Here is an 18,317-nt window from a genome sequence, read left to right as displayed (position 1 = left end):
CACGGGCGTGCGTAATCGGACGCGAAAAGGATAGCGGTGTATGCTCAGACGTACAACGCGTACGCGGCGAGGGCGATACTCGGGACGGCGACGGCGACGTAGACGTACGTGTTCCACGAGCGGACCGTGTTGCCGTCGAGCGGGCCGACGGGGAGCATGTTGAAGCCGGCGAGCAGGAGGTTGATTGTCACGCCGCGCCACGCGAGCGCGCTGCCGACGAGCGCGAACGGCATGAAGAGGGCGGCGAGCGCGAGGTTCGTCACAGGGCCGGCGAGCGCGATCAGTCCGGATTGGCGTGACGTGAGTCTGCCCCGGTGGACGACTGCGCCGGGCGCGGCGAAGAGGAAGCCGGCGAGGCCGCCGAGCACCGCGAGCGCGAGCAGGCCGTAGTCTGCGCGGAACGCCGCAACTTGCCCGTAACGGACGGCGACGACCTTGTGTGCGAGCTCGTGGAGGAGGAAGCCGATGCCCGCGGTGAGGAGGCTGACGGCGAGGGCGACGAGGAAGCCCGGTGAGGTGAGGACGGCCCCGATGGTGGTGATCGTGACGCGCTCGTAGAAGAAGGTAAATGCGACGCCGAGCGCGAGCCACGCGACGAGGAGGTCGCGTAGTTCACGCCCGTCGAAGGAGAGGCTCGTCACGCTACCAGCCCCCGGAGGAGGTCGAGGCTGTTCTGTGCGCCCTGTACGAGGACGGCGACGATCTCGCTCACGCTCCCGAGGTCGCCGCCGACGAGCGGCAGGACGAGCGGGATGAAGAGGAAGCTCGCGATCATGCTCCCGAGGTTCGTGAGCGCGACGACGGCAATGAGCCGGAAGAGTGGAACGTTGGTCATCCGCGAGAAGACCTCCTTGATCGGGAGTGTCTCGTCGCTCAGGATGTCGTTCAGCGTCCCGATGTCGCTGATGCGGACGGGCGTGTAGCGCAGTTCGACGTAGCCCGCGAACCAGCCGGGGGCGAGCAACGGGTTGACGCTCGTCAGCCACGCCACCGCGCCGCCGACACCGGCGGACGTCCAGTGCGCGCCGCCGAGCAGTGCGAGCCCCGCGGCGACGATCCCGTTGAAGAGGAACCACGCGGCGAAGAGTCGGAGGAGCGTTCCGTTGCTCACGCCCGCCATCAACACGAGGCCGAAGAACGCGAGGAACCCGAGCGTGAGGAGGCTCCCGAACAGCTTGAACAGCGAGAAGCGCTTCTCGACGCGGCCCGTCAGTGACTCCATGGGCGGGAGTTCCTCCGGGTGGTCGAGGTAGCGCTCGATCCCCGCTTTGTGGCCCGCGCCGACGACTGCGACGACGTGTTTACCCTGCTCGCGGAGCCGGATGATGTTGTGCGCGAGGTAGGCGTCGCGCTCGTCGATGAGCGCTTCGGCCCCCGTCGGGCTGAACTGACGGAACTCCTCCATCATCGCGGAGACGACGTCCGTGTCGGTCAGCTCGTCCATCGACACTTCCTCGACCTCCTTCCCGCCGCCGACGCCGAGGACGGCGAGTAGGAGTTGTCCGACGAGTCGGAGTTTCTCGAAGAACCCCATCCGCGCCCAGAAGCGCTGGATCGTCACCTGGATGTCCCGATCGACGAGCGCGACCTCCGAGCCGACCGCCTCGGCCTTTTCGACCGCCGCGAGCATGTCCGCGCCGGGGTCGATGTCGAAGCGCTCGCCCATTCGCTGTTGGACGTAGGAGAGTAGCCAGTACGCGAGGAACTGGAGCGCCATGCTCCCCTGTAGGAGGTCGGCGGGCGCGATTTCGTCCGGTGTCCCGCCCTTCATCTGCCGGTAGCGCCCCTCGTCGAGCTCGACCGCCACCGCATCGGGTTTTTCCTCCTCGATGACGCGTTCGACCTCCGCGACGGAGTCGGCGGAGACGTGCGCGGTCCCGACGAGCCGCACCGAGCCCTCGCCGTCGCGCGCGCTGTCACTCATTATCGCGAGCGTACTCGCCACCGGCCCTTACGTGTGTCGTCACCGCACGCGGCCCGAAGCAGGGCGTCGCGGGGGCGACTGTCGCAACGATTATGCATTACGCCGTGCTACAGTGTATACATGCCGTCGATCAGCGCGCGGATCCCCGACGACGACGAGTCGGAACTGGAAGCAGTCGTCGACTTACTCGACGAGGACAAGAGCACCGTGATTCGGAAGGCGCTCGAAGAGGGGCTCACGACGCTTCGGTGCCGGATCGCGATCGAGCGGTACCAGTCCGGCGACGTCTCCACGCACGAGGCCGCCCGGCTCGCGGGCGTCAGCCTCGCGGAGTGGTTCGAGATTGCGCGCGAACACAACCTCACGACGCAGCTCTCTCCCGACGACCTCGAGGCGGACGTGAACGCGGCCCGCGATCTGTGACGGATATCTTCCTCGACGCGACGACGCTCATCGCACTCGGGACCATCGGTGAACTGGAGCGTCTCACCTGCCTCGACGGCCAACTCGTCGTTCCATCGGCCGTCCGCGAGGAGGTCACGACCGAACCCGCGAGGACGAACCTCGAACGGTTCGTCGGTCGCCACGACGTCTCGGCGGATCTCGATGGGGTTCGCGAGCGCGTGCCGCAGGCGCTGGACGTCCTTGGTGACGACACCGAGCACGGCGATGTCCACATCGTTGCCGCTGTCCTCGCGTACACCGGCGACGACCGAGCGGTCGGCGTCGTCTCCGACGATCAGCGCGTTCGGACGACGTGTCGCGGGCTGGGAGCGACCGTTACGGGGACGATCGGCGTCGTCGTTCGAGCCGTCGACGAGGGCCTCGACCCGGACGCAGCGAAAGATCTCGTCTCCCGCCTCGACGCACATGGACTCCACCTCACGGGCGCGCTCCGTGCGAAAACCGATGCCCTGATCGACGACGCGGCACGCTCTGCCGACGGCGCGTGAACGATTCGCCGTCCACCCGTACTCTTCACCCGCTTACCGGTATTCTTCTCGCCCCGCTCACCCGTACCCTTCGCCGCGGATGTCGCCGCCCTCGACGCCGACGCAGGAGCAGACGTCCTCAAGTGTCTGCACCATCGCGGAGACCCCACAGGCGTACACCTCTAGTTCGCCGGGGTCGATGCGGGCCTCGATGTCCGTCTCGGGCTCGGCGTCCAAGAACTTGCGGAGGTCGGCGTCGAGCGTGGGTGCCTCGGCGTCCTCGACGAGGTATTTGATGAGGGTCTGTTGGACGTAGTCGGTCTCGCCCGTCCAGCCGGTGAGGTAGCGTTCGCGCGTGAGACACGGCACGAAGTGGAAATGCTCGTGGGCGGCGTCGAGGGCGCGGAACTCCTCACGGAACGCGAGGTCGTCCTCCCACGACGCCCCGAGGAACACCCAGATGTCGCGGGGGTCGCCCTCGTAGGTGTCGCGGCCCTCCTCGAAGACGTAGTTCACCATCGAGCGCAGCGGCGCGATCCCCGTTCCGGTGGCGAGGAACGCCATGTCGTTCGCGGAAGGGGCCTGTAAGGTGAAGTCGCCGTTCGGCCCGCGAAGCTCCGGGAGTTCGTCGCCGGGACGGAGCTCCGCACAGAGCTTCTCGGAGAGCCGCCCGCCGGGCACGCGCCTGACGCAGAGCGACATCTCCTCGGCGTTCGGCGACGAAGCGATCGAGTAGGGCCGCGGCGTCCCGCGAAAGCGAATGGTGACGAACTGCCCGGGCGCGAAGTCGAAGGGCTCCTCGGGGTCGAAGGCCACCTCGACGAGCGAGGGGAAGTTCCGCTCGTCGCGCTCGCGGAGCGTCCGGAGTTTCTTCCGCGTCACATCCGGCAGATCGAGGTCCGCGGTGGCGTCCTCGAGAGCGTTCCACGCGATGCCGTCGTCCGCGATGTGTCGTGTGACGTCCGCGCCGTGCTCGCGCAGTAATCGGTGGACTGCCCGGCGGATCTCGTCGTGTCGTTGCTCATCGAGCGCCTCGACCCGCGTCACCGTCGCCGTGTCGGTCAACAGCGGGAGTTCCTCGACCTGCTCGTCGAGGCGGGGATGCGTGCCCTCGGTCATATACACAACCAGGTGGGCGAGCGCTGTAAACGCGACGGGCCGAGAGTCAGGAAACGAGGGCGGACTCGACGACTTCGAGCGGGTGTTTAATCTCGTAGCCGGTGCCGTGCTCCATCTGCATCGAGCACGTCGGACACTCCGTCATGCCGACTTCGCCCTCTGCCTCCTCCATGTGCTCGAACATCTCGTCGCCGATCTTCATGGACGTCTCGTACTTCTCTTCTTTCCAGCCGTAGGTGCCCGAGATGCCCGAACAGGAGTCGCCGACGTCCTCGGCGTCGACGCCCGCGAGATCCTCGAACAGTTCGAGCGCCTGGCCGTCGAGTCCCTGGTTGCGCGCGTGACACGGCGCGTGATAGGCGAGCTGGGCGAGGGACTCGTCCTCGACCGTCGCGGCCGAGAGTTCGCCCGAGAGGTCCTCCTGGACGCGGAGGTATTCGAGGGCCTCCCAGGTGTTCTCGGCGAGTTCCTCGATCCCCTCGATGTCGAAGAGCTCGGGGTACTCCTGGCGGAGCGCCATCGAGCACGAGGTACACGACGCGATGGCGTCGTACCCCTGCTCCACGAGGTCGCCCATCGAGGAGACGTTCACCTTTGCGTGGCGCTCGGCGTCCTCAAGCATCCCGTTGGCGAACATCGGCGTCCCCGAGCAGCGCTGCTTCGGGACGACGAGCTCGTAGCCGAAATGCTCGAAGACGCGCACCATCGCCTTACCCACCTCCGGGGTGTTGTAGTTCGCGTAACAGCCGTGGAAGTACGCGACCTTCTTCTCTGCGTCTACATCGTCGCCGCGGCGTTCGCGGGCCGCACGAGCGCGTTCGCGCGAGCCGTCTGCGCCGCCTTCGTGCTCCCACCACTCGCGGAAGGTCTCGGTGGCGAAGGCGGGGAACTCGCGTTCGCTCGTGACGCCGAGGGTCTTCTCCATCGCCCAGCGCGCCGGCCCGAAGTTCATCGCGAAGTTCGCGATGCGGGGGACCTTGCTGGCGAGGAACGCCGACGTCCGGTAGTTCGCGAGGATGCGATTGCGCCAGTACGTCGGGTCCGTCATGGAGAGTTCCTCCTCGACGTACTCGGCGCGCGCGGTGTTGTGCATCTGCGAGAGCGGCACGTCGCTCGGGCACGCCGAGTCACAGCGCATGCAGTTCGAGCACTTCGAGACCGAACTGTCGACGGAGGCGTCCTCCTTGCGCTTGAGTCGCCACTGCTCGGGGCCCTGGAACTTCGGCCCGGGGAAGTCGTCGTCGACCTCCGCGACCGGGCAGTTGGTGTCGCAGGCCGAACACTTATAACAGTCGTCCGCGCCCGGCCGGAGGTCGGGCGTCTCCTCGTCGGGGAAGACCTCGATCGGTTCGAACTCGTCGCTCGGGGATTCTGCGTCACTCATTGGGTATCAGCTCCTGCGGCGCTCCCGGCGGCGTCGCCCGTCGCGAGGCTGACGCCCATCCCGGAGCACTCCGCGGCGAAGTCGGCACCGCCGACGACGCTGCCGGCGGCGCGGAGGTTCTCGAATTCGATGCGGCCGTCCGCGTCCCGCGGTCGCAATTCGTCGTCCACGACGACGCCGAAGCGCGGATACGGGTGGTCGCCGAACGTCTCGTCCACGAACCAGTCGTACCGGTCCGCGGGATGGGGAACGTGGCAGTCGAAGACGGGTTCGTAGACGCCGTCGCGGTCCGAGTCGATGCCTTCGCCGACCAACCCGCCGGTGGCGAGGACGAACGCGTCCGCGTAGTGGGGGATATGCTGGCCGTTGCGCTCGACGATCGCCGCGGTCAGTCGGTTCTCACCGTCCGTCTCGTAGCCCGCGACGGGCCGGCGAACGACGTTGACGCCTGCCTCACGGAGCGCGCGCTCGTAGGCGGCCTCGAGTCTGGTGCCGGGGAGGCTCGGTGGCCCCATCGGCACCTCGAAGACGGCCGCGTCGAGGACGTCGGCGAGCGTCCCGCGCACGTCCGCAGGATGGTCCTCGCCGAGCACGGCCGGGAAGCCGACCCGCGGTTCGCCGTCGTGAACGCGCGCGACTCGTTTCGCGAGGCGCTCGCGCTCGTCGTCGGTATCCTCGTCGAGGGCGTGTGCGTAGCGCGTGATCTTCGCGTCCGCGCGGGGTTCGCCGGGGAACGACACCGTCGCGCCCCGGACGTCGAAGGGGACGCCGGCAGCGCGGAGGTGGTCGGCGGCGAGCGGTGCGTCGAAGTCGCTCAGCGTCTCGAAGCCGACGAGCAGGGCGTCGCGCTCGTCGCTCGCGAGGCCGGCAGCGGCGCTCGCGGGATAGCGTGCAGTCGGTTTCACCGCCCCACCGTGCGTCGGCAGGAGGGCGTTCTTCTCGGTGTGTCCGCCTCGGTAGAGATCGCCCGCCACGTCGTCGAATCGCGCGAGACCGTCGCGGACCGCCTTGACGCCGACCTTCGAGTAGGGGTGGTCGGCCGGGAGGTCGTCGAGCGCGTCGAACGGATCGGCGAGGAGCTTGTCGTCCGCGTAGCCGAGCACGTCGATCAGCCCGCTCGCGTGTCGGAGCGTGCTCTGGCTCTTCGTGACGAGCCGAACGGACGCGCCCGTGTCAGCGGCCGCGAGCGCCGCGGTCATGCCGGCAACGCCGCCACCGACGACGAGGACGTCGTCCTCAATCGCCATGTGCGCCCTCCGTGTCGCCCGTGGCGTGCTCGGTGTGCGTGCCCTCCGCACCGTCGTCGAAGGCGGCCCACTCGACATCCGTGTCGGTCCGTGCCGGATCGTCGTCCTCGTTCAGCGTCGCGGCGTGGAGCGCGTGGTTCAACATCGCCTGCGAGAGCTGTTCGCCCCAGAGCGCGTGGCGCTGGCCCTTCCAGCGTTCCGCGCGAAGTTCGTCGAGCGCCGCGCGGGCGCTCGGCTCGTCGTGCTCGGGATGGAGTTCGGCCGCCATCCGGTGCGCACACCGCCCGCCCTGACAGTTGCCCATCGAGGCGCGCGTCCGCAGGCGCACGGCGTTCAGGTCGGTGCCCGCCTGCTCGATCGCGTCCTGCACCTCCGCGCGCGTGACGCCCTCGCAGCTACACACGACGGGGTTCGGGTCGCACGACGCGAGGACGTCCTCGGTCCGCGAGCCGAGGCGCTGGGCGCTCCGGCGTGCGACGGGCGAGCGCAGGCCGAAGCGCTCCATCGCGGCCTCGATGTCGCCCGGCCGCTCGCTCCCCGGCAGCGGGACGTCGGCGGTGTCGCATTCGGCCTGGACGCCGAGTTTCTCGCAGACGTGATCGGTGATGGATTCGGCCATCATCCGGTAGGTCGTGAGCTTCCCGCCGACGATGGTCGTCATGCCCGGCACGTCGTCGCGTTCGGCGTGATCGAGCGTGAAGTAGTCGCGCGTGATGTCGGTCGGGTCCTGCGTCCCCGTTCCGGGTGGTTCGTAGAGCGGGCGGACGCCCCAGAAGGAGCGGATCGTCCGTGCCTCCTGGAGGATCGGGACGAGTTCGCTCAGCGTGTCGATGACGAGGTCGACCTCCCACTCGTCCTCGGGGTAGTCCTCGGGGTCCGAGACCTCCGCGTCCGTCGTCCCGAGGATGCACGCGGTCTCGTGGGGGACGATGATGTCCGCGTCGCCCTTCGGTCGACAGCGGTTCACGACCGTGTCGACCTGCCGAGTGTTCATCACGGTCATCACGCCCTTCGAGGGGCGGACGGCGACATCCAAGCCCGCGAAGTCGCCGATACGTCCCGCCCACGCCCCCGCGGCGTTCACGACGTGATCGGCGTAGATGTCCTCCGTCTCGCCGGCTATCCCGTGTTCACGCGGGCCCTTCCCGGATTCGTGGCGCACCGTCGCGCCGACGATCTCGCCGTCCTCGACGAGGAGATCCGTCACCTCGGCGTGCGTCTCGATCCGCGCGCCGTGGTCCTCGGCGTCGACGGCGTTGGCGACGCAGAGGCGGAAGGGGTCGATCGCGGCGTCGGGGACCGCGATGGCCTTCTCGACGTCCGTCGCCAGATACGGTTCGCGCTCGCGGGCTTCGGCACCCGTGAGCACCTCGGCGGGGATGTCGCAGTCGCGACAGCCCTGCAGTTTCTCCTGGAAGTATTCCTCGTCGTCCTCCGGGCGTTTCACGAAGAGGCCGCCGGTCTCCTCGACGCAGTGGCCGGCGATGTCGCGGAGGACGCGGTTCTCCTCGATACACTCGCGCGCGCTTGCCTGATCGGAGACGGCGTAGCGTCCGCCCGAGTGAAGCAGGCCGTGCATCCGTCCCGTCGTCCCGTTCGTGAGGTTCCCCTTCTCGACGAGGGTCACGTCGACGCCACGGCGTGCGAGGTCGCGGACGACACCACACCCCGTCGAGCCGCCACCGACGACGAGGACCCCGGTTCTCGTTCCCATACTGTTCGCCCGTATATCTCGCATGTGGCTCCTTATGTTTATCCCCTCTCGCGAGGTGAGAGTAAACCATAGCTGTCGTCGCAGCGCAATCTACTTCGGGCCGGGACGTCCTTCTCACGGCATGAGCCTCGACGTCGAGACGCCGGACCCGCCGGAGTTGGAGACGGACGCTGACCTGAGCGACTACGACGACGTGGACGCCTCGGGCGCGAACGACACGCACCGCGACGATCTCGATGCCTTCCTCCACGAGGGCGCGTGGGACGAGGCGTTCGCCGAGTGGGCCGCGCAAAGCGGCCTCGATGCGTCCGAGTGGCAGATCGTCGTCGACCTCGATCTGATCGAGCGCTTCGACTTCTTCTGGGACGACTTCGCCGACCGCGTGGGCTATCACGCGCCGGGCCTCCCGGAGGACTGGAAGGAGCGCGACCTCCATCCGGATCTCGATTCGTGGAGCACCGTCTCGGCCATCAACGCCGAACTCACGGAGCTCGGCCGGATCGTCTCCGATCGCCTGAAGGCCGACTACGTCGACTGGGACGCCGATTACGAGGCACCCGACGACCTGCCCGACTTCTGAGCCCCCAGCTTGGGGCTGATCCGGGCCGCCGTCGACCCGAGACGCCGAAGGGCCGAACGCCCAACTGAGCGAACTTACACGCGCGATGTGCCAGATATATCGACCGAGCAGAGAAACCTTTATCATCTATTATGTTTATATATCGGTAGGGCGGCGATATGCGTAAAGAAAAACGCCGCCGGAGGGAATCCATGGATGAAACATACGTCGGTTCGATCGATCAGGGCACGACGGGGACGCGCTTCATCGTCTTCGACCACAGCGGCGAAGTCGTCGCGAACGCCTACGAGAAGCACGAGCAGATCTATCCGGAGCCCGGATGGGTCGAACACAACCCGGTCGAGATCTGGGAGAACACACAGGCCGTCGTACGGACCGCGCTCGACGACGCCGACCTCGACGCCACGCAGTTGGCGGGCATCGGCATCACCAACCAGCGCGAGACGACCGTCGTCTGGGACGCCGAGAGCGGGCGGCCGATCCACAACGCGCTCGTCTGGCAGGACCGCCGGACGACCGACCGCGTCGAGGAGTTAGAGGCGGCGGGACGAACCGAGGAGATCCGCGCGAAGACCGGACTCGAGGTCGATGCGTACTTCTCGGCGACGAAGACCGAGTGGCTCCTCGACAACGCCGAGCCGCTCAAGCTCGAATCGTCCCGGGTACAGAACCTCCGCGATCGGGCCCGCGACGGCGAGGTGCTGATGGGCACCATCGACAGCTGGCTCATCTACAACCTCACCGGTGAGCACATCACGGACGTCACGAACGCCTCGCGGACGATGCTCTTCGACATCCATGAGATGGCGTGGGACGACGAGCTCTTAGCGGAGTTCGACATCCCCCGCGAGATGCTGCCCGAGGTCCGCCCGTCCTCCGACGAGGACTACTACGGCTACACCGACCCCGATGGGTTCCTCGGTGCCGAAGTCCCCGTCGCGGGCGCGCTCGGCGACCAGCAGGCCGCGCTGTTCGGCCAGACCTGCTTCGACGCCGGCGACGCGAAGAACACCTACGGCACCGGCTCGTTCTACCTGATGAACACGGGGAACGAGGCCGTCGAGTCCGACCACGGCCTGCTCACCACCGTCGGCTTCCAGATGTCCGGCGAGCCCGTACAGTACGCCCTCGAAGGCTCCATCTTCGTCACGGGCGCGGCGATCGAGTGGCTCGAAGACGTCGACCTCATCGACAACGCCGCACAGACCGCCGAGCTCGCACGCTCCGTTGACTCCACTGACGGCGTCTACATGGTCCCAGCGTTCACGGGCCTCGGTGCCCCCCACTGGGACGGTCGCGCGCGCGGCACCATCGTCGGGATGACCCGCGGGACGAAGAAGGAGCACATCGTCCGCGCGACGCTCGAATCCATCGCCTACCAAACCCGCGACATCGCGGAAGCCATGGAGGCCGACTCGGGCGTCGAGACGACCTCCCTGCGCGTCGATGGCGGTGCGGTGAAGAACAACTTCCTCTGTCAGCTCCAGGCCGACATTCTCGGAACGGACATCGCGCGTCCGGTCGTTGACGAGACCACGGCGCTCGGCTCCGCGTACGCCGCTGGTCTCGCCGTCGGCTACTGGGACACCATCGACGAACTCCGCTCGAACTGGCAGATCGACCGCGAGTTCGAACCCGAGATGGCCGCAGAGAAGGCCGATCAGATGTATGGTCGCTGGGACGATGCTGTTGAGCGCTCACTTGACTGGGCGCAGGAGGAGTGAGCGATGTACGCACCACTCCAAGCGATCCCGGTCATCGGGATGGAGATCGAGCCGTTCCTCGTCCTCGTCATCGCCGCGCTTGCGGGCGGGGCGCTCGGTGCGGCCCTTGGCGCGCTTCCCTCGTTCGTCTTCACGGGGTTCGTCGTCTTCCTCGGTGAGGGCCTCGCGATCCTGCAGCGGTCGATCAGCGGTCTCGACGTCATCCCGGACGGCCAGCTCGCCGTCGGGGTCACCGGCGTCATCGGCTTCGGTGCCGTCACCGGCCCGCACATCTCGTTCGCCGCCGGCGTCGCCGCCTCGGCGTACGTCGGGAAGAAGTACCCCGAGATGAACCCGAAGGGGTGGGACTACCACCTCGGGAAGAACATCACGGAAGCCTACGGTACCAAGCCGGACATCCTCGCGGTCGGCGCGATCTTCGGCGTGCTCGGGATGCTCATCTCGCAACTCTCAAGTGGCCTCGGCCTCCCGACCGACGGTATCGCGCTGTCGGTCTTCCTCACCGCGATGATCGCCCGCCTCGTCTTCGGCTACCCGCTCATCGGGAAGCCCGCGGGCGACGGCTACTTCGACATGGGGCCCTTCGAGCGCGAGGAATCGCGCGAGCAGGCCGACGACGTCCCCGAGGGGAACGCCGGCCGACTCGCGGTCGAACCGTGGCTCCCCCACCAGTACAAGTGGGTCGGTGTGACGGCGATCGGTCTCGTCGGTGGGATCCTCGGTGGCTACATCTGGCTCAAGACCGGGAGTGTCTTCCTCGGCTACGGCATCTCCGCGGCGAGCCTGCTGTTCCTCAACCTCGGCGTCGCGAAGATCCCGGTCACGCACCACCTCACCCTCCTCGGAGCGGTCGGTGCGGTCATCGCGATGCCGATGTTCGGGAGCGCGCTCGTCGCGCTGCTCGCCGCCGGCGCGCTCGGTGCCATCACCGGTATCGTCGGTGAGGCCTCCCAGCGTGTCTTCTACTCCCACTCCGGGACGCACGTCGACCCGCCGGCGATGGCGATTGCCGCCGTCATGTTCGCCATCGGCGTCTGCTACCTGATCGGCCTCCTGCCGAACGCGGCCTACCTCGGCATCTAAGGCCGCATCAGTCCGTTTTTCCATCGCGCAATCAGTAGAAGGTACACTTCCACACTATCATGGATATCGACGCACGGATACGACGACGCCAACACCGGGCCGACTCCCAGCGGCTGATCCGCGAACACGGTGCGCTCTCGCCGGTTACGCACGTCGAGGATCCGTCCGGCCGCGGACCGGCCATCGAGCGCCTGCTCGACTACCTCGACCCGGTGTTCGACGGCCGACTCCCCCCGAACGCGTACGTCCACGGACCGTTCGGCGCTGGAAAGACGGCCGTCGTGACGGCGCTGTTCGCCCGTCTCGACGATCTCTCCGTGCAGAGTCAGTCCGTTATTCACACGAGCACGCGCGCAAGCACCTCGACAGCGCCCCGGTTGGTCTACGTCGATCTACGCGAGACGCCGAGCGAGTTCGCCTTCTATCGCCGCGTTCTCGATGCCGTCGTCGAGGAGTCGATCCCCGAACACGGCGTCGGGACCGAGGAAATCCGTGACCGCCTTCACGAGCATCTCGATCGCTCGGGGGCCGGTGTCGTCATCGCCATCGATCACGTTGGTTCGCCACGCGTCGACACAAGCGCCCTTCGGGATCGCCTCGACTCGCTGCCGGACGACGCGCGCTGGCTGGCGGTCGGCCGCGACGCACCCGAGGCCTGCCCGTTCGCGACGGCCGCCACTGAGACGATCGAGATCGACGCGTATCGGCGTCGCGTGCTTATTGACGTGCTGATGACGCGCGCGTCCGAGGGGCTTGCGCAGGGCGCGCTCGAGCACGGCCTCGCCCGCCGGATCGCCGGCTGGGCCGATGGGAACGCCCACGACGCGCTCGCCGCGCTGTTCGCGGCCGCGGAGCACACCGAGAGTCGCGACGAGACACGCCTCAGTGCGGCCGATGTCGATGCGGCTTGCGACGCCATTCCGCGCCCCGACGTCTCGCTCGGCGAAGTACTCGCGCTCCCGGCGAACAAACGGCGCGTTCTCCGGGCGCTCGTCGATCTGACTGACGAAGAACGCCGTTCGGTCACCGCGACCGCGGAGGCGATCGGGACCGACGCCGACGTCGACCTCTCGACGGGAACGATCGAACGCTATCTCTACGAGCTCGCTGAAGCCGGCATTCTCGAACGCGTCCCCGTGGCTGACGGTGGGGGAAAGGGACGCATGCCGAGTCGCGTTGAGCTGCGATTTCCCCCGACGGTCTTCCGGAAGCTGTACGACCTGCGGCGGTGACACGGCCGGCCAGCCACCGGCCAGAAAACCGTAGATCACCGCCATAGACGCGTCTACGCGCTGAAAACGACGCTTTCGGGGGAAGCGCTTTTACTCGTCCGCTGTGTACGCCTGCGTATGTCACACTCACCGGAGGACGTGGCGCGATACGTCTGTAACGACTGTCAACTCATCCACGCCGGGACGCCGCGACGGACCGCGACCGGCAAACGCAGCTTCGACCCGCCCGAGGACTGTGGCGGCTGTGGAAGCGACGACCTCATCGCCATCCAGAACTGGGTTCACCACCAGAGCGGCGACTAGCGGCCGTCGTCCATCCGTTTTAGCGCCGTAGCACGAGCGCGAACCGTTCGTCGTCGACCTCATCACCGAGCGCCGCCTCGAGCGCGCGCTCGTGGGCGGCCTGTACGGCCTCCCGAACGGCCGCGTCCCAGTCGAGGCGCGCCGCGAAATCCCGCCAGACGCGCTCGCCCACTGCGAGGTAGTACGCATCGCTCGTCCGTTCGACGAGCGGGTCGTCGCGAAAGGCGTTACGCCACTCGTAGACGAGATCCTCAACGCTCTCGACGCCAGGTGAGTCATTCGCGAGGTCCTGAAACGCCGCGAGTTCGGTTTCGAGGAGGTCCGTCGAGACGTCGCGATTCGCGGCTACCTCGTGGATTGAGTCCGTCGACACCGGGTGATCGTCGCTCATACCTTCCGTACGGGTGCGTGTGTCTTCAGACGCTCGCCTCTCCCGTCAGTAGCCGACGGTCCCGCTCGCGCGTTCGAGGGCGACGATGACGAGCGCGCCGACGAGGGCGAGGAGAATGAAGCGCCCGACGACAACGACGTTGAGCGTCGCGACGTCCGCGAACGCAAGGCGGAGTGGCGCACGGAGCGCCCCGGTCATCAACGCGACGAGGAACGTGAGCGTCGCCGTTCGGTAGTGTTCGAATGCCCACGCGACGACGCGCGCGAAGGAGAGGAGGCCGACGAGCGCGCCGGCCATGAAGACGACGAGGGTCGTCGCGTGCTCGCCGAGTGCGCCCACGTCACCGGCGAGTGCCGCGGCCGTCGCCCCGTGGACCGCGCCCGTCATCCGGTCGTACTGGCCGAGCGTCAGGAGGATTAGCGATCCCGAAATGCCGGGGAGCACCATCGCGCAGATGGCGAGCGCGCCAACGAGGAAGGTGGTAACGGGGCCTGTCGGGAGCTGGCCGCCCGCGGTACCGCTTGCGACGAACGCGAGCACGAAGCCGACGACGGCCGCCGCGACGTGACGCGGCGTTCCGAGGCTGACGGTATCCGCGAGAACGAGCACGGAGGCGAGGACGAGCCCGAAGAAGAAGGCGTACGTCGCCACCGGCCGCGCATCAAGGAAATACTGCACGACGTTCGCGACGGTGACGACCGCCGAGAGGACGCCGACGCCGAGCACGCAGAGGAAGGGGACGTCCATCGCGACGAGTTCGTCGCGGACAGTCGCGCGGGCGTCAGCGTCGATCGGCGTGCGGACCGAGGGTCCGAGGAGCGCGAGCGCGGTGCGCGGATCGAGGCCGGCGATGGCGTCGATCAGCCGGGCGTAGATCCCGGTGATGAGCGCGATGGTGCCCCCGGAGACGCCGGGGACGGCGTCCGCGGCACCCATCGCGGCACCGCGGAGATAGACGCCGAGCCACGCGCGCACACTCATCGGACGATTAGGCCGCTCGTGCTGTCGGGGCAGTCACGTCCGCGGTCGTGGTGCCGCTCGTGCCGTCGCTCCCGCTGCCGCCGCTCGTACTACTGCCACTGTCGCTTCCGCTCGACGAGCCGCTTTCGCCACTCGACGAGCCGTCGTCGCTACTGCTACTCCCGCTGAGGAGCGACGAGAGGTCGAGTTGGCTCATCGAGACCTGCGTGGCCGTGTCGTTCGCGCCGTTGACCTGGCCTTCGGTCACGTTCGCCGAGCCGGTCCAGTAGGACCCGTTGGCGTTGGCGCTGAACGTGTAGCTCCCGGTCGAACGGACGCTGACGTTCGTGTAGCCGTTCTCCGGCCCGTACTCGTCGTAGCCGGTCGTCGAGTACGGCAGCGTCATCGTGAACTCACCGTCCGGCCCGGTCTGGGCGCGCTGTGTGTAGGTGAAGTTCTGCCCCTTCCCGAGTTGGGTCGAGTACATCGTCACCGACGCGGTGACGTTCGCGTTCGCGGGGCCGCTCCCCTGCACTGTTGCGCCCGGCACGCGCTCGTAGAGCTTCGCCCACGCCGGCATGTTCGAGAGCTGCTGGGCGGGCGCTTCCGTGCTCAATCCGACGAGCCGGTAGTGCTCCAGCGCGGGGATGTACTCGCTCGGGTAGCGCCCGACGCCGCCGATCTGCGACGTCGAGTCGTTCGCGACGTACGCCTCGGCCTCAGCCGTGGTGTTGAACTGCTGGATCGTGCCCTGTCCGTCCGTGATGTAGTAGGGGCCGGTCGTCTGGTCCCAGTCGACCACGATCGGCTCGGGCGACATCGCCGAGCCCTGATAGCGGAACAGGCGGACCATCATCGTCTCGTAGTAGTTCTGCGAGTGGACGTACGCCCGGATCTGGTAGCCCCCGCTCTCGGTCTGTTGCAGCATCGGGCGGTAGTAGTCGTACTGGCTGACGTTCTCCGCGAAGACCGTCGGCGCGCTGAACTTCGAGTTCACCGCGGCCATCTGCCAGTCGACGGCGACGTAGCGGGTCTTCTCGTCTGCGGTCCCCTTCGAGTCGAGGATGTTGTTGGCCTGCGTCTCGTTCTGCGCGAGCAGGTAGTTCGCGGCGTACGTCGCGCCACCCTGGAACGGGTTGGCGTCCGGGATCCGCTCGCCGAGGACGGTGATCCAGTGGCCGTAGTCCCACCAGCTCATCACGCCGTAACTCCCCTTCGGATAGTCGTAGTCGTCCGTCTGGTGGTACGTGCCGTAGTAGTCGAGTTGGTCGGCGTTGTTCGCGTTCCCGTAATCACCCTCCGCGGGCGTGTTGTTCTGCATCCAGTTGAGCATCGGTGCCCATCCGGTCACGCCGCCCGGGCCGGTCGATGCGCCAGTCTGAGCCGCCGTGGACGTCTGGACGTTCCCGCGCGGCGTGCTGAGCGTCACGGACGCCGCGAGCGGGACGATCAGGACGAGGAGGACCGCCACGACCGCGAAGACGTGGATCGCCTCAACGTCGTCAACGGAGCTGCGGACTGCACCGATGTTCACGTAGTCCGAGTGGAGCAGCGTCGCGCCGGCGTAGCCGCTGATCACCGCGACCGGCACTGCGAGGTAGTAGTTGAAGCGCACCTGCGTGAACGCCGCCGCGATCAGGAACAGCGTCCAAACGACGATGAAGGCCTTCTCGGCGTCGTGATCGCCGATAACGACCGACGCGAAAAGTAGGCCACCGACGACGACGATCCCGGTCCACGTCGGGTTGAGCCCGAGGTTGCCCGCGATCGTCGGGATGAGGCCGGGGAGCGCGACGACGACCGCCGTGACGACGAACGCGACGACGGCGAACCAACGCTTCCGGCTACTCGCGTTAATGAAGGGTCGCCAGAGCAACCACGCGAGACCGGCGAGCATCGCGAAGAACGCGAGGCCGTAATAGCTGAAGAACAGCGCGAAGCGCGACCCGCCGTAGTTCGAGAGGCTCCCGAGCCACGGCTGGGCCTCGCCGATGGTGCGCTGGGCAGCGCTCGCGTCGAACGCGACGAAGCGCTGGAGGTTCGAGAAGATCATCGAGAAGACGTCGGGGAGGAGGGTGGCCACGAGGCCAGCCCCGACGGCCGAGATGAGGAAGACGGCGACGGGGTACGCACGCCGGTCGACGTCCCGCGCCTCGAAGGTCCGCGAGAGCCACGCGAGGAAGAGACACGCGACCGCGACACCGAACGCCGCAGCGGGCTGGAGGAGTGAGAAGCGCGACGCGGAGAACCCGACCGTGTCGAAGGGCAGGAGCAGAAGGGCACCAGTGACGATGGAACTCGTCACGCCGACGATGGCGAGGTGATCCGGGCTCGTGCCGTTGTAGTGGTTGCTCGCGAGCTTCAGGAGGAAGAAGACCCCGACGATCCCGACAAGGAGGACGCCCGGCGGCCACATCCACATGTAGAGCGCCGTGGCGACCCCGGCGAGTGTGCTCCAGCCGAGGACGGGCTTGAGTGCGCCCCATTCGCGTGCGCGGACTTGTTCCCAGACCGGATTGTCGCGCTCCGCGACATGGAACGCGACGAGGAGGCCGAGAACCGCGAGCGACTGGAAGAGCGGCTCCGCGATGTTGTGATCCGCGGTGCCGACGAGGCTCCGCTGGAGGAAGAGCCCGGGGAGGAACGCGAGGACACCGGCGGCGATGACACCCGCGGAGCGCCCGGCGAGCCGCTTCCCGAGGTAGTACGTCGGAATAGCGACGAGCGCTCCGACCACGACCGGCGTGAACAGGACGACCAAGCGGACGAGGTGCTCGCTCGGGCTTCCGAGGCCGAGGATTATGGCGACGGTCGCCATAATCTGGTCGAACAGCGTGCCGAACTGGCCGACTGCGACGCCGGTCGGATACTGCGTCCAGACATCGAACGGCATCGTCGACGGCCAGTGCTCGACGACGTACATCGTGCTTCGGAGATGGTACCACGGGTCGTTCCCGCTCAGTAGTACGGTCCCGTTCTGTACGAAGTTCTGCCAGGACTGCCCGCGCACCCATAGCATGAACGCCATGAGGAGCGCGACCACGGGAACTGGGTACCAGCCCGCCGCGATATCGAGGACCGATCTCCCGGTAGTGGAGGGACTACCGGACCGGTCGGTATCGTCGCTCATTACGTCGGACGACACGGAAAGTGAGGATAAGCCTTGTGAAGTGGGGCGGGTGTACGTGCCGTCGGTCGGTGGATATGTGGCGTCATTGTTCAGATTAGCTGATTTTGGCAGAAGGCTTGGGCGAGCAACCACGTTTCGGCGGTTGCTGGGTCGGCGTGGCGGAGGTAGTTTGCAAACTGGTTTGTTCGTCGTTTCATCTCTTTGTAGAGACGTTCGACAGCATTCCGATTCCCGTGTGTCGTGTTGGAATCGGAGGCCATGGCGACGGAGGGCTTCTTGAAGCCATGGCGCGCCATCGACGAGAAACACAGCGTTAACGAGACGCGTTGCGTCTCGTTCGCACACCAGAAATCCCTGATTTCTGGGGACGTCCTCGACGTCGTGTTTCTCGCGGAGTTCGCCAAAGAAGAGTTCTGAAAGACCGAGGTTTGCACTGTACCAAGCTTGACGTGAAGGAATTCGTTAGATTCAGGATCGACGGCGTTGACGAGACGCGTTGCGTCTCGTTCGCCAATCAGAAACGCGTAGTACCTAGCGTAACTTCTGGAGGTATCCGCCAAGATACTCGTCGATCCACGAAGCCGCGAAACTCAG

General features: G+C 67.1%; 16 protein-coding genes and 1 pseudogene. 7 read left to right on the top strand and 10 right to left on the bottom strand.

Annotated features, from left to right (window positions below; genetic code table 11):
* Positions 1-44 precede the first annotated feature (44 nt).
* Together ABDZ36_RS10160 and ABDZ36_RS10155 are read right to left on the bottom strand one after the other, a co-directional pair.
* A complete protein-coding gene (locus ABDZ36_RS10160; RefSeq protein ID WP_211312205.1) occupies positions 45-641 on the bottom strand; it encodes a zinc metalloprotease in 597 nt (198 codons plus the stop codon).
* On the bottom strand, positions 638-1,924 hold the full coding sequence (locus ABDZ36_RS10155; RefSeq protein ID WP_211312206.1) for a TraB/GumN family protein: 1,287 nt from the start codon (positions 1,922-1,924) through the stop codon (positions 638-640). The genes ABDZ36_RS10160 and ABDZ36_RS10155 overlap by 4 nt, the downstream gene beginning before the upstream one ends.
* A 120-nt stretch (positions 1,925-2,044) precedes the next feature.
* On the opposite strand from ABDZ36_RS10155, the gene ABDZ36_RS10150 reads away from it, so the two are divergent.
* Complete coding sequence (locus ABDZ36_RS10150; RefSeq protein ID WP_211312207.1) at positions 2,045-2,347, top strand: UPF0175 family protein; 303 nt, start codon at positions 2,045-2,047, stop codon at positions 2,345-2,347.
* Positions 2,344-2,877, top strand: a complete 534-nt coding sequence (locus ABDZ36_RS10145; protein ID WP_211312208.1) for a PIN domain-containing protein — start codon at positions 2,344-2,346, stop codon at positions 2,875-2,877. Before ABDZ36_RS10150 ends, ABDZ36_RS10145 begins: the two co-directional genes overlap by 4 nt.
* A gap of 57 nt (positions 2,878-2,934) precedes the next feature.
* Here the strand turns inward: ABDZ36_RS10145 and ABDZ36_RS10140 are convergent, their stop codons facing one another.
* From ABDZ36_RS10140 to glpA, 4 genes are read right to left on the bottom strand one after another with little or no spacing between them, the layout of a single operon-like run.
* Positions 2,935-3,975 (bottom strand): ferredoxin--NADP reductase, encoded by a 1,041-nt coding sequence (locus ABDZ36_RS10140; RefSeq protein WP_211312209.1) that lies wholly within the window; start codon positions 3,973-3,975, stop codon positions 2,935-2,937.
* A 46-nt stretch (positions 3,976-4,021) separates the two neighbouring features.
* Entirely contained in the window at positions 4,022-5,359 is a 1,338-nt protein-coding gene (locus ABDZ36_RS10135) for an anaerobic glycerol-3-phosphate dehydrogenase subunit C (RefSeq protein ID WP_211312210.1), read from the bottom strand.
* Complete coding sequence (gene glpB / locus ABDZ36_RS10130; RefSeq protein ID WP_211312211.1) at positions 5,356-6,606, bottom strand: glycerol-3-phosphate dehydrogenase subunit GlpB; 1,251 nt, start codon at positions 6,604-6,606, stop codon at positions 5,356-5,358. Before glpB ends, ABDZ36_RS10135 begins: the two co-directional genes overlap by 4 nt.
* Positions 6,596-8,320 (bottom strand): anaerobic glycerol-3-phosphate dehydrogenase subunit GlpA, encoded by a 1,725-nt coding sequence (gene glpA, locus ABDZ36_RS10125; RefSeq protein ID WP_211312212.1) that lies wholly within the window; start codon positions 8,318-8,320, stop codon positions 6,596-6,598. Before glpA ends, glpB begins: the two co-directional genes overlap by 11 nt.
* 121 nt (positions 8,321-8,441) lie before the next feature.
* On the opposite strand from glpA, the gene ABDZ36_RS10120 reads away from it, so the two are divergent.
* The 5 genes from ABDZ36_RS10120 to ABDZ36_RS10100 all read left to right on the top strand — a co-directional run bounded on the left by ABDZ36_RS10120 (position 8,442) and on the right by ABDZ36_RS10100 (position 13,242).
* Positions 8,442-8,900: a DUF7992 family protein gene (locus ABDZ36_RS10120; RefSeq protein ID WP_211312213.1), complete on the top strand. Its 459-nt coding sequence runs from the start codon at positions 8,442-8,444 to the stop codon at positions 8,898-8,900.
* A 191-nt stretch (positions 8,901-9,091) separates the two neighbouring features.
* Positions 9,092-10,624, top strand: coding sequence for a glycerol kinase GlpK (glpK, locus tag ABDZ36_RS10115; RefSeq protein ID WP_211312214.1), 1,533 nt, complete (start codon positions 9,092-9,094; stop codon positions 10,622-10,624).
* Between the two features lie 3 nt (positions 10,625-10,627).
* Entirely contained in the window at positions 10,628-11,707 is a 1,080-nt protein-coding gene (locus ABDZ36_RS10110) for a DUF7973 family transport facilitator (protein ID WP_211312215.1), read from the top strand.
* A gap of 59 nt (positions 11,708-11,766) precedes the next feature.
* Positions 11,767-12,939: a Cdc6/Cdc18 family protein gene (locus tag ABDZ36_RS10105; protein ID WP_211312216.1), complete on the top strand. Its 1,173-nt coding sequence runs from the start codon at positions 11,767-11,769 to the stop codon at positions 12,937-12,939.
* A 117-nt stretch (positions 12,940-13,056) separates the two neighbouring features.
* On the top strand, positions 13,057-13,242 hold the full coding sequence (locus ABDZ36_RS10100; protein ID WP_211312217.1) for a hypothetical protein: 186 nt from the start codon (positions 13,057-13,059) through the stop codon (positions 13,240-13,242).
* Between the two features lie 19 nt (positions 13,243-13,261).
* On the opposite strand, the gene ABDZ36_RS10095 is transcribed toward ABDZ36_RS10100, so the two are convergent.
* The 4 genes and pseudogenes from ABDZ36_RS10095 to ABDZ36_RS10080 all read right to left on the bottom strand — a co-directional run.
* On the bottom strand, positions 13,262-13,633 hold the full coding sequence (locus ABDZ36_RS10095; protein WP_211312218.1) for a DUF8048 family protein: 372 nt from the start codon (positions 13,631-13,633) through the stop codon (positions 13,262-13,264).
* A 45-nt stretch (positions 13,634-13,678) separates the two neighbouring features.
* Entirely contained in the window at positions 13,679-14,614 is a 936-nt protein-coding gene (locus ABDZ36_RS10090) for a DUF368 domain-containing protein (RefSeq protein WP_211312219.1), read from the bottom strand.
* A gap of 7 nt (positions 14,615-14,621) precedes the next feature.
* A complete protein-coding gene (locus ABDZ36_RS10085) occupies positions 14,622-17,723 on the bottom strand; it encodes an oligosaccharyl transferase, archaeosortase A system-associated (protein ID WP_211312220.1) in 3,102 nt (1,033 codons plus the stop codon).
* Positions 17,724-17,812: 89 nt separating this feature from the next.
* Positions 17,813-18,214, bottom strand: a pseudogene (locus ABDZ36_RS10080) (hypothetical protein); the annotation flags it as partial.
* Between the last annotated feature and the right edge of the window lie 103 nt (positions 18,215-18,317).

Origin of the sequence: Halarchaeum salinum, from assembly GCF_039520965.1 — an archaeon.
GTDB classification, from domain to species: Archaea; Halobacteriota; Halobacteria; order Halobacteriales; family Halobacteriaceae; genus Halarchaeum; species Halarchaeum salinum.
Note: the sequence above shows the minus strand (reverse complement) of the source record. Positions and strands in the feature narration are given on the sequence as shown.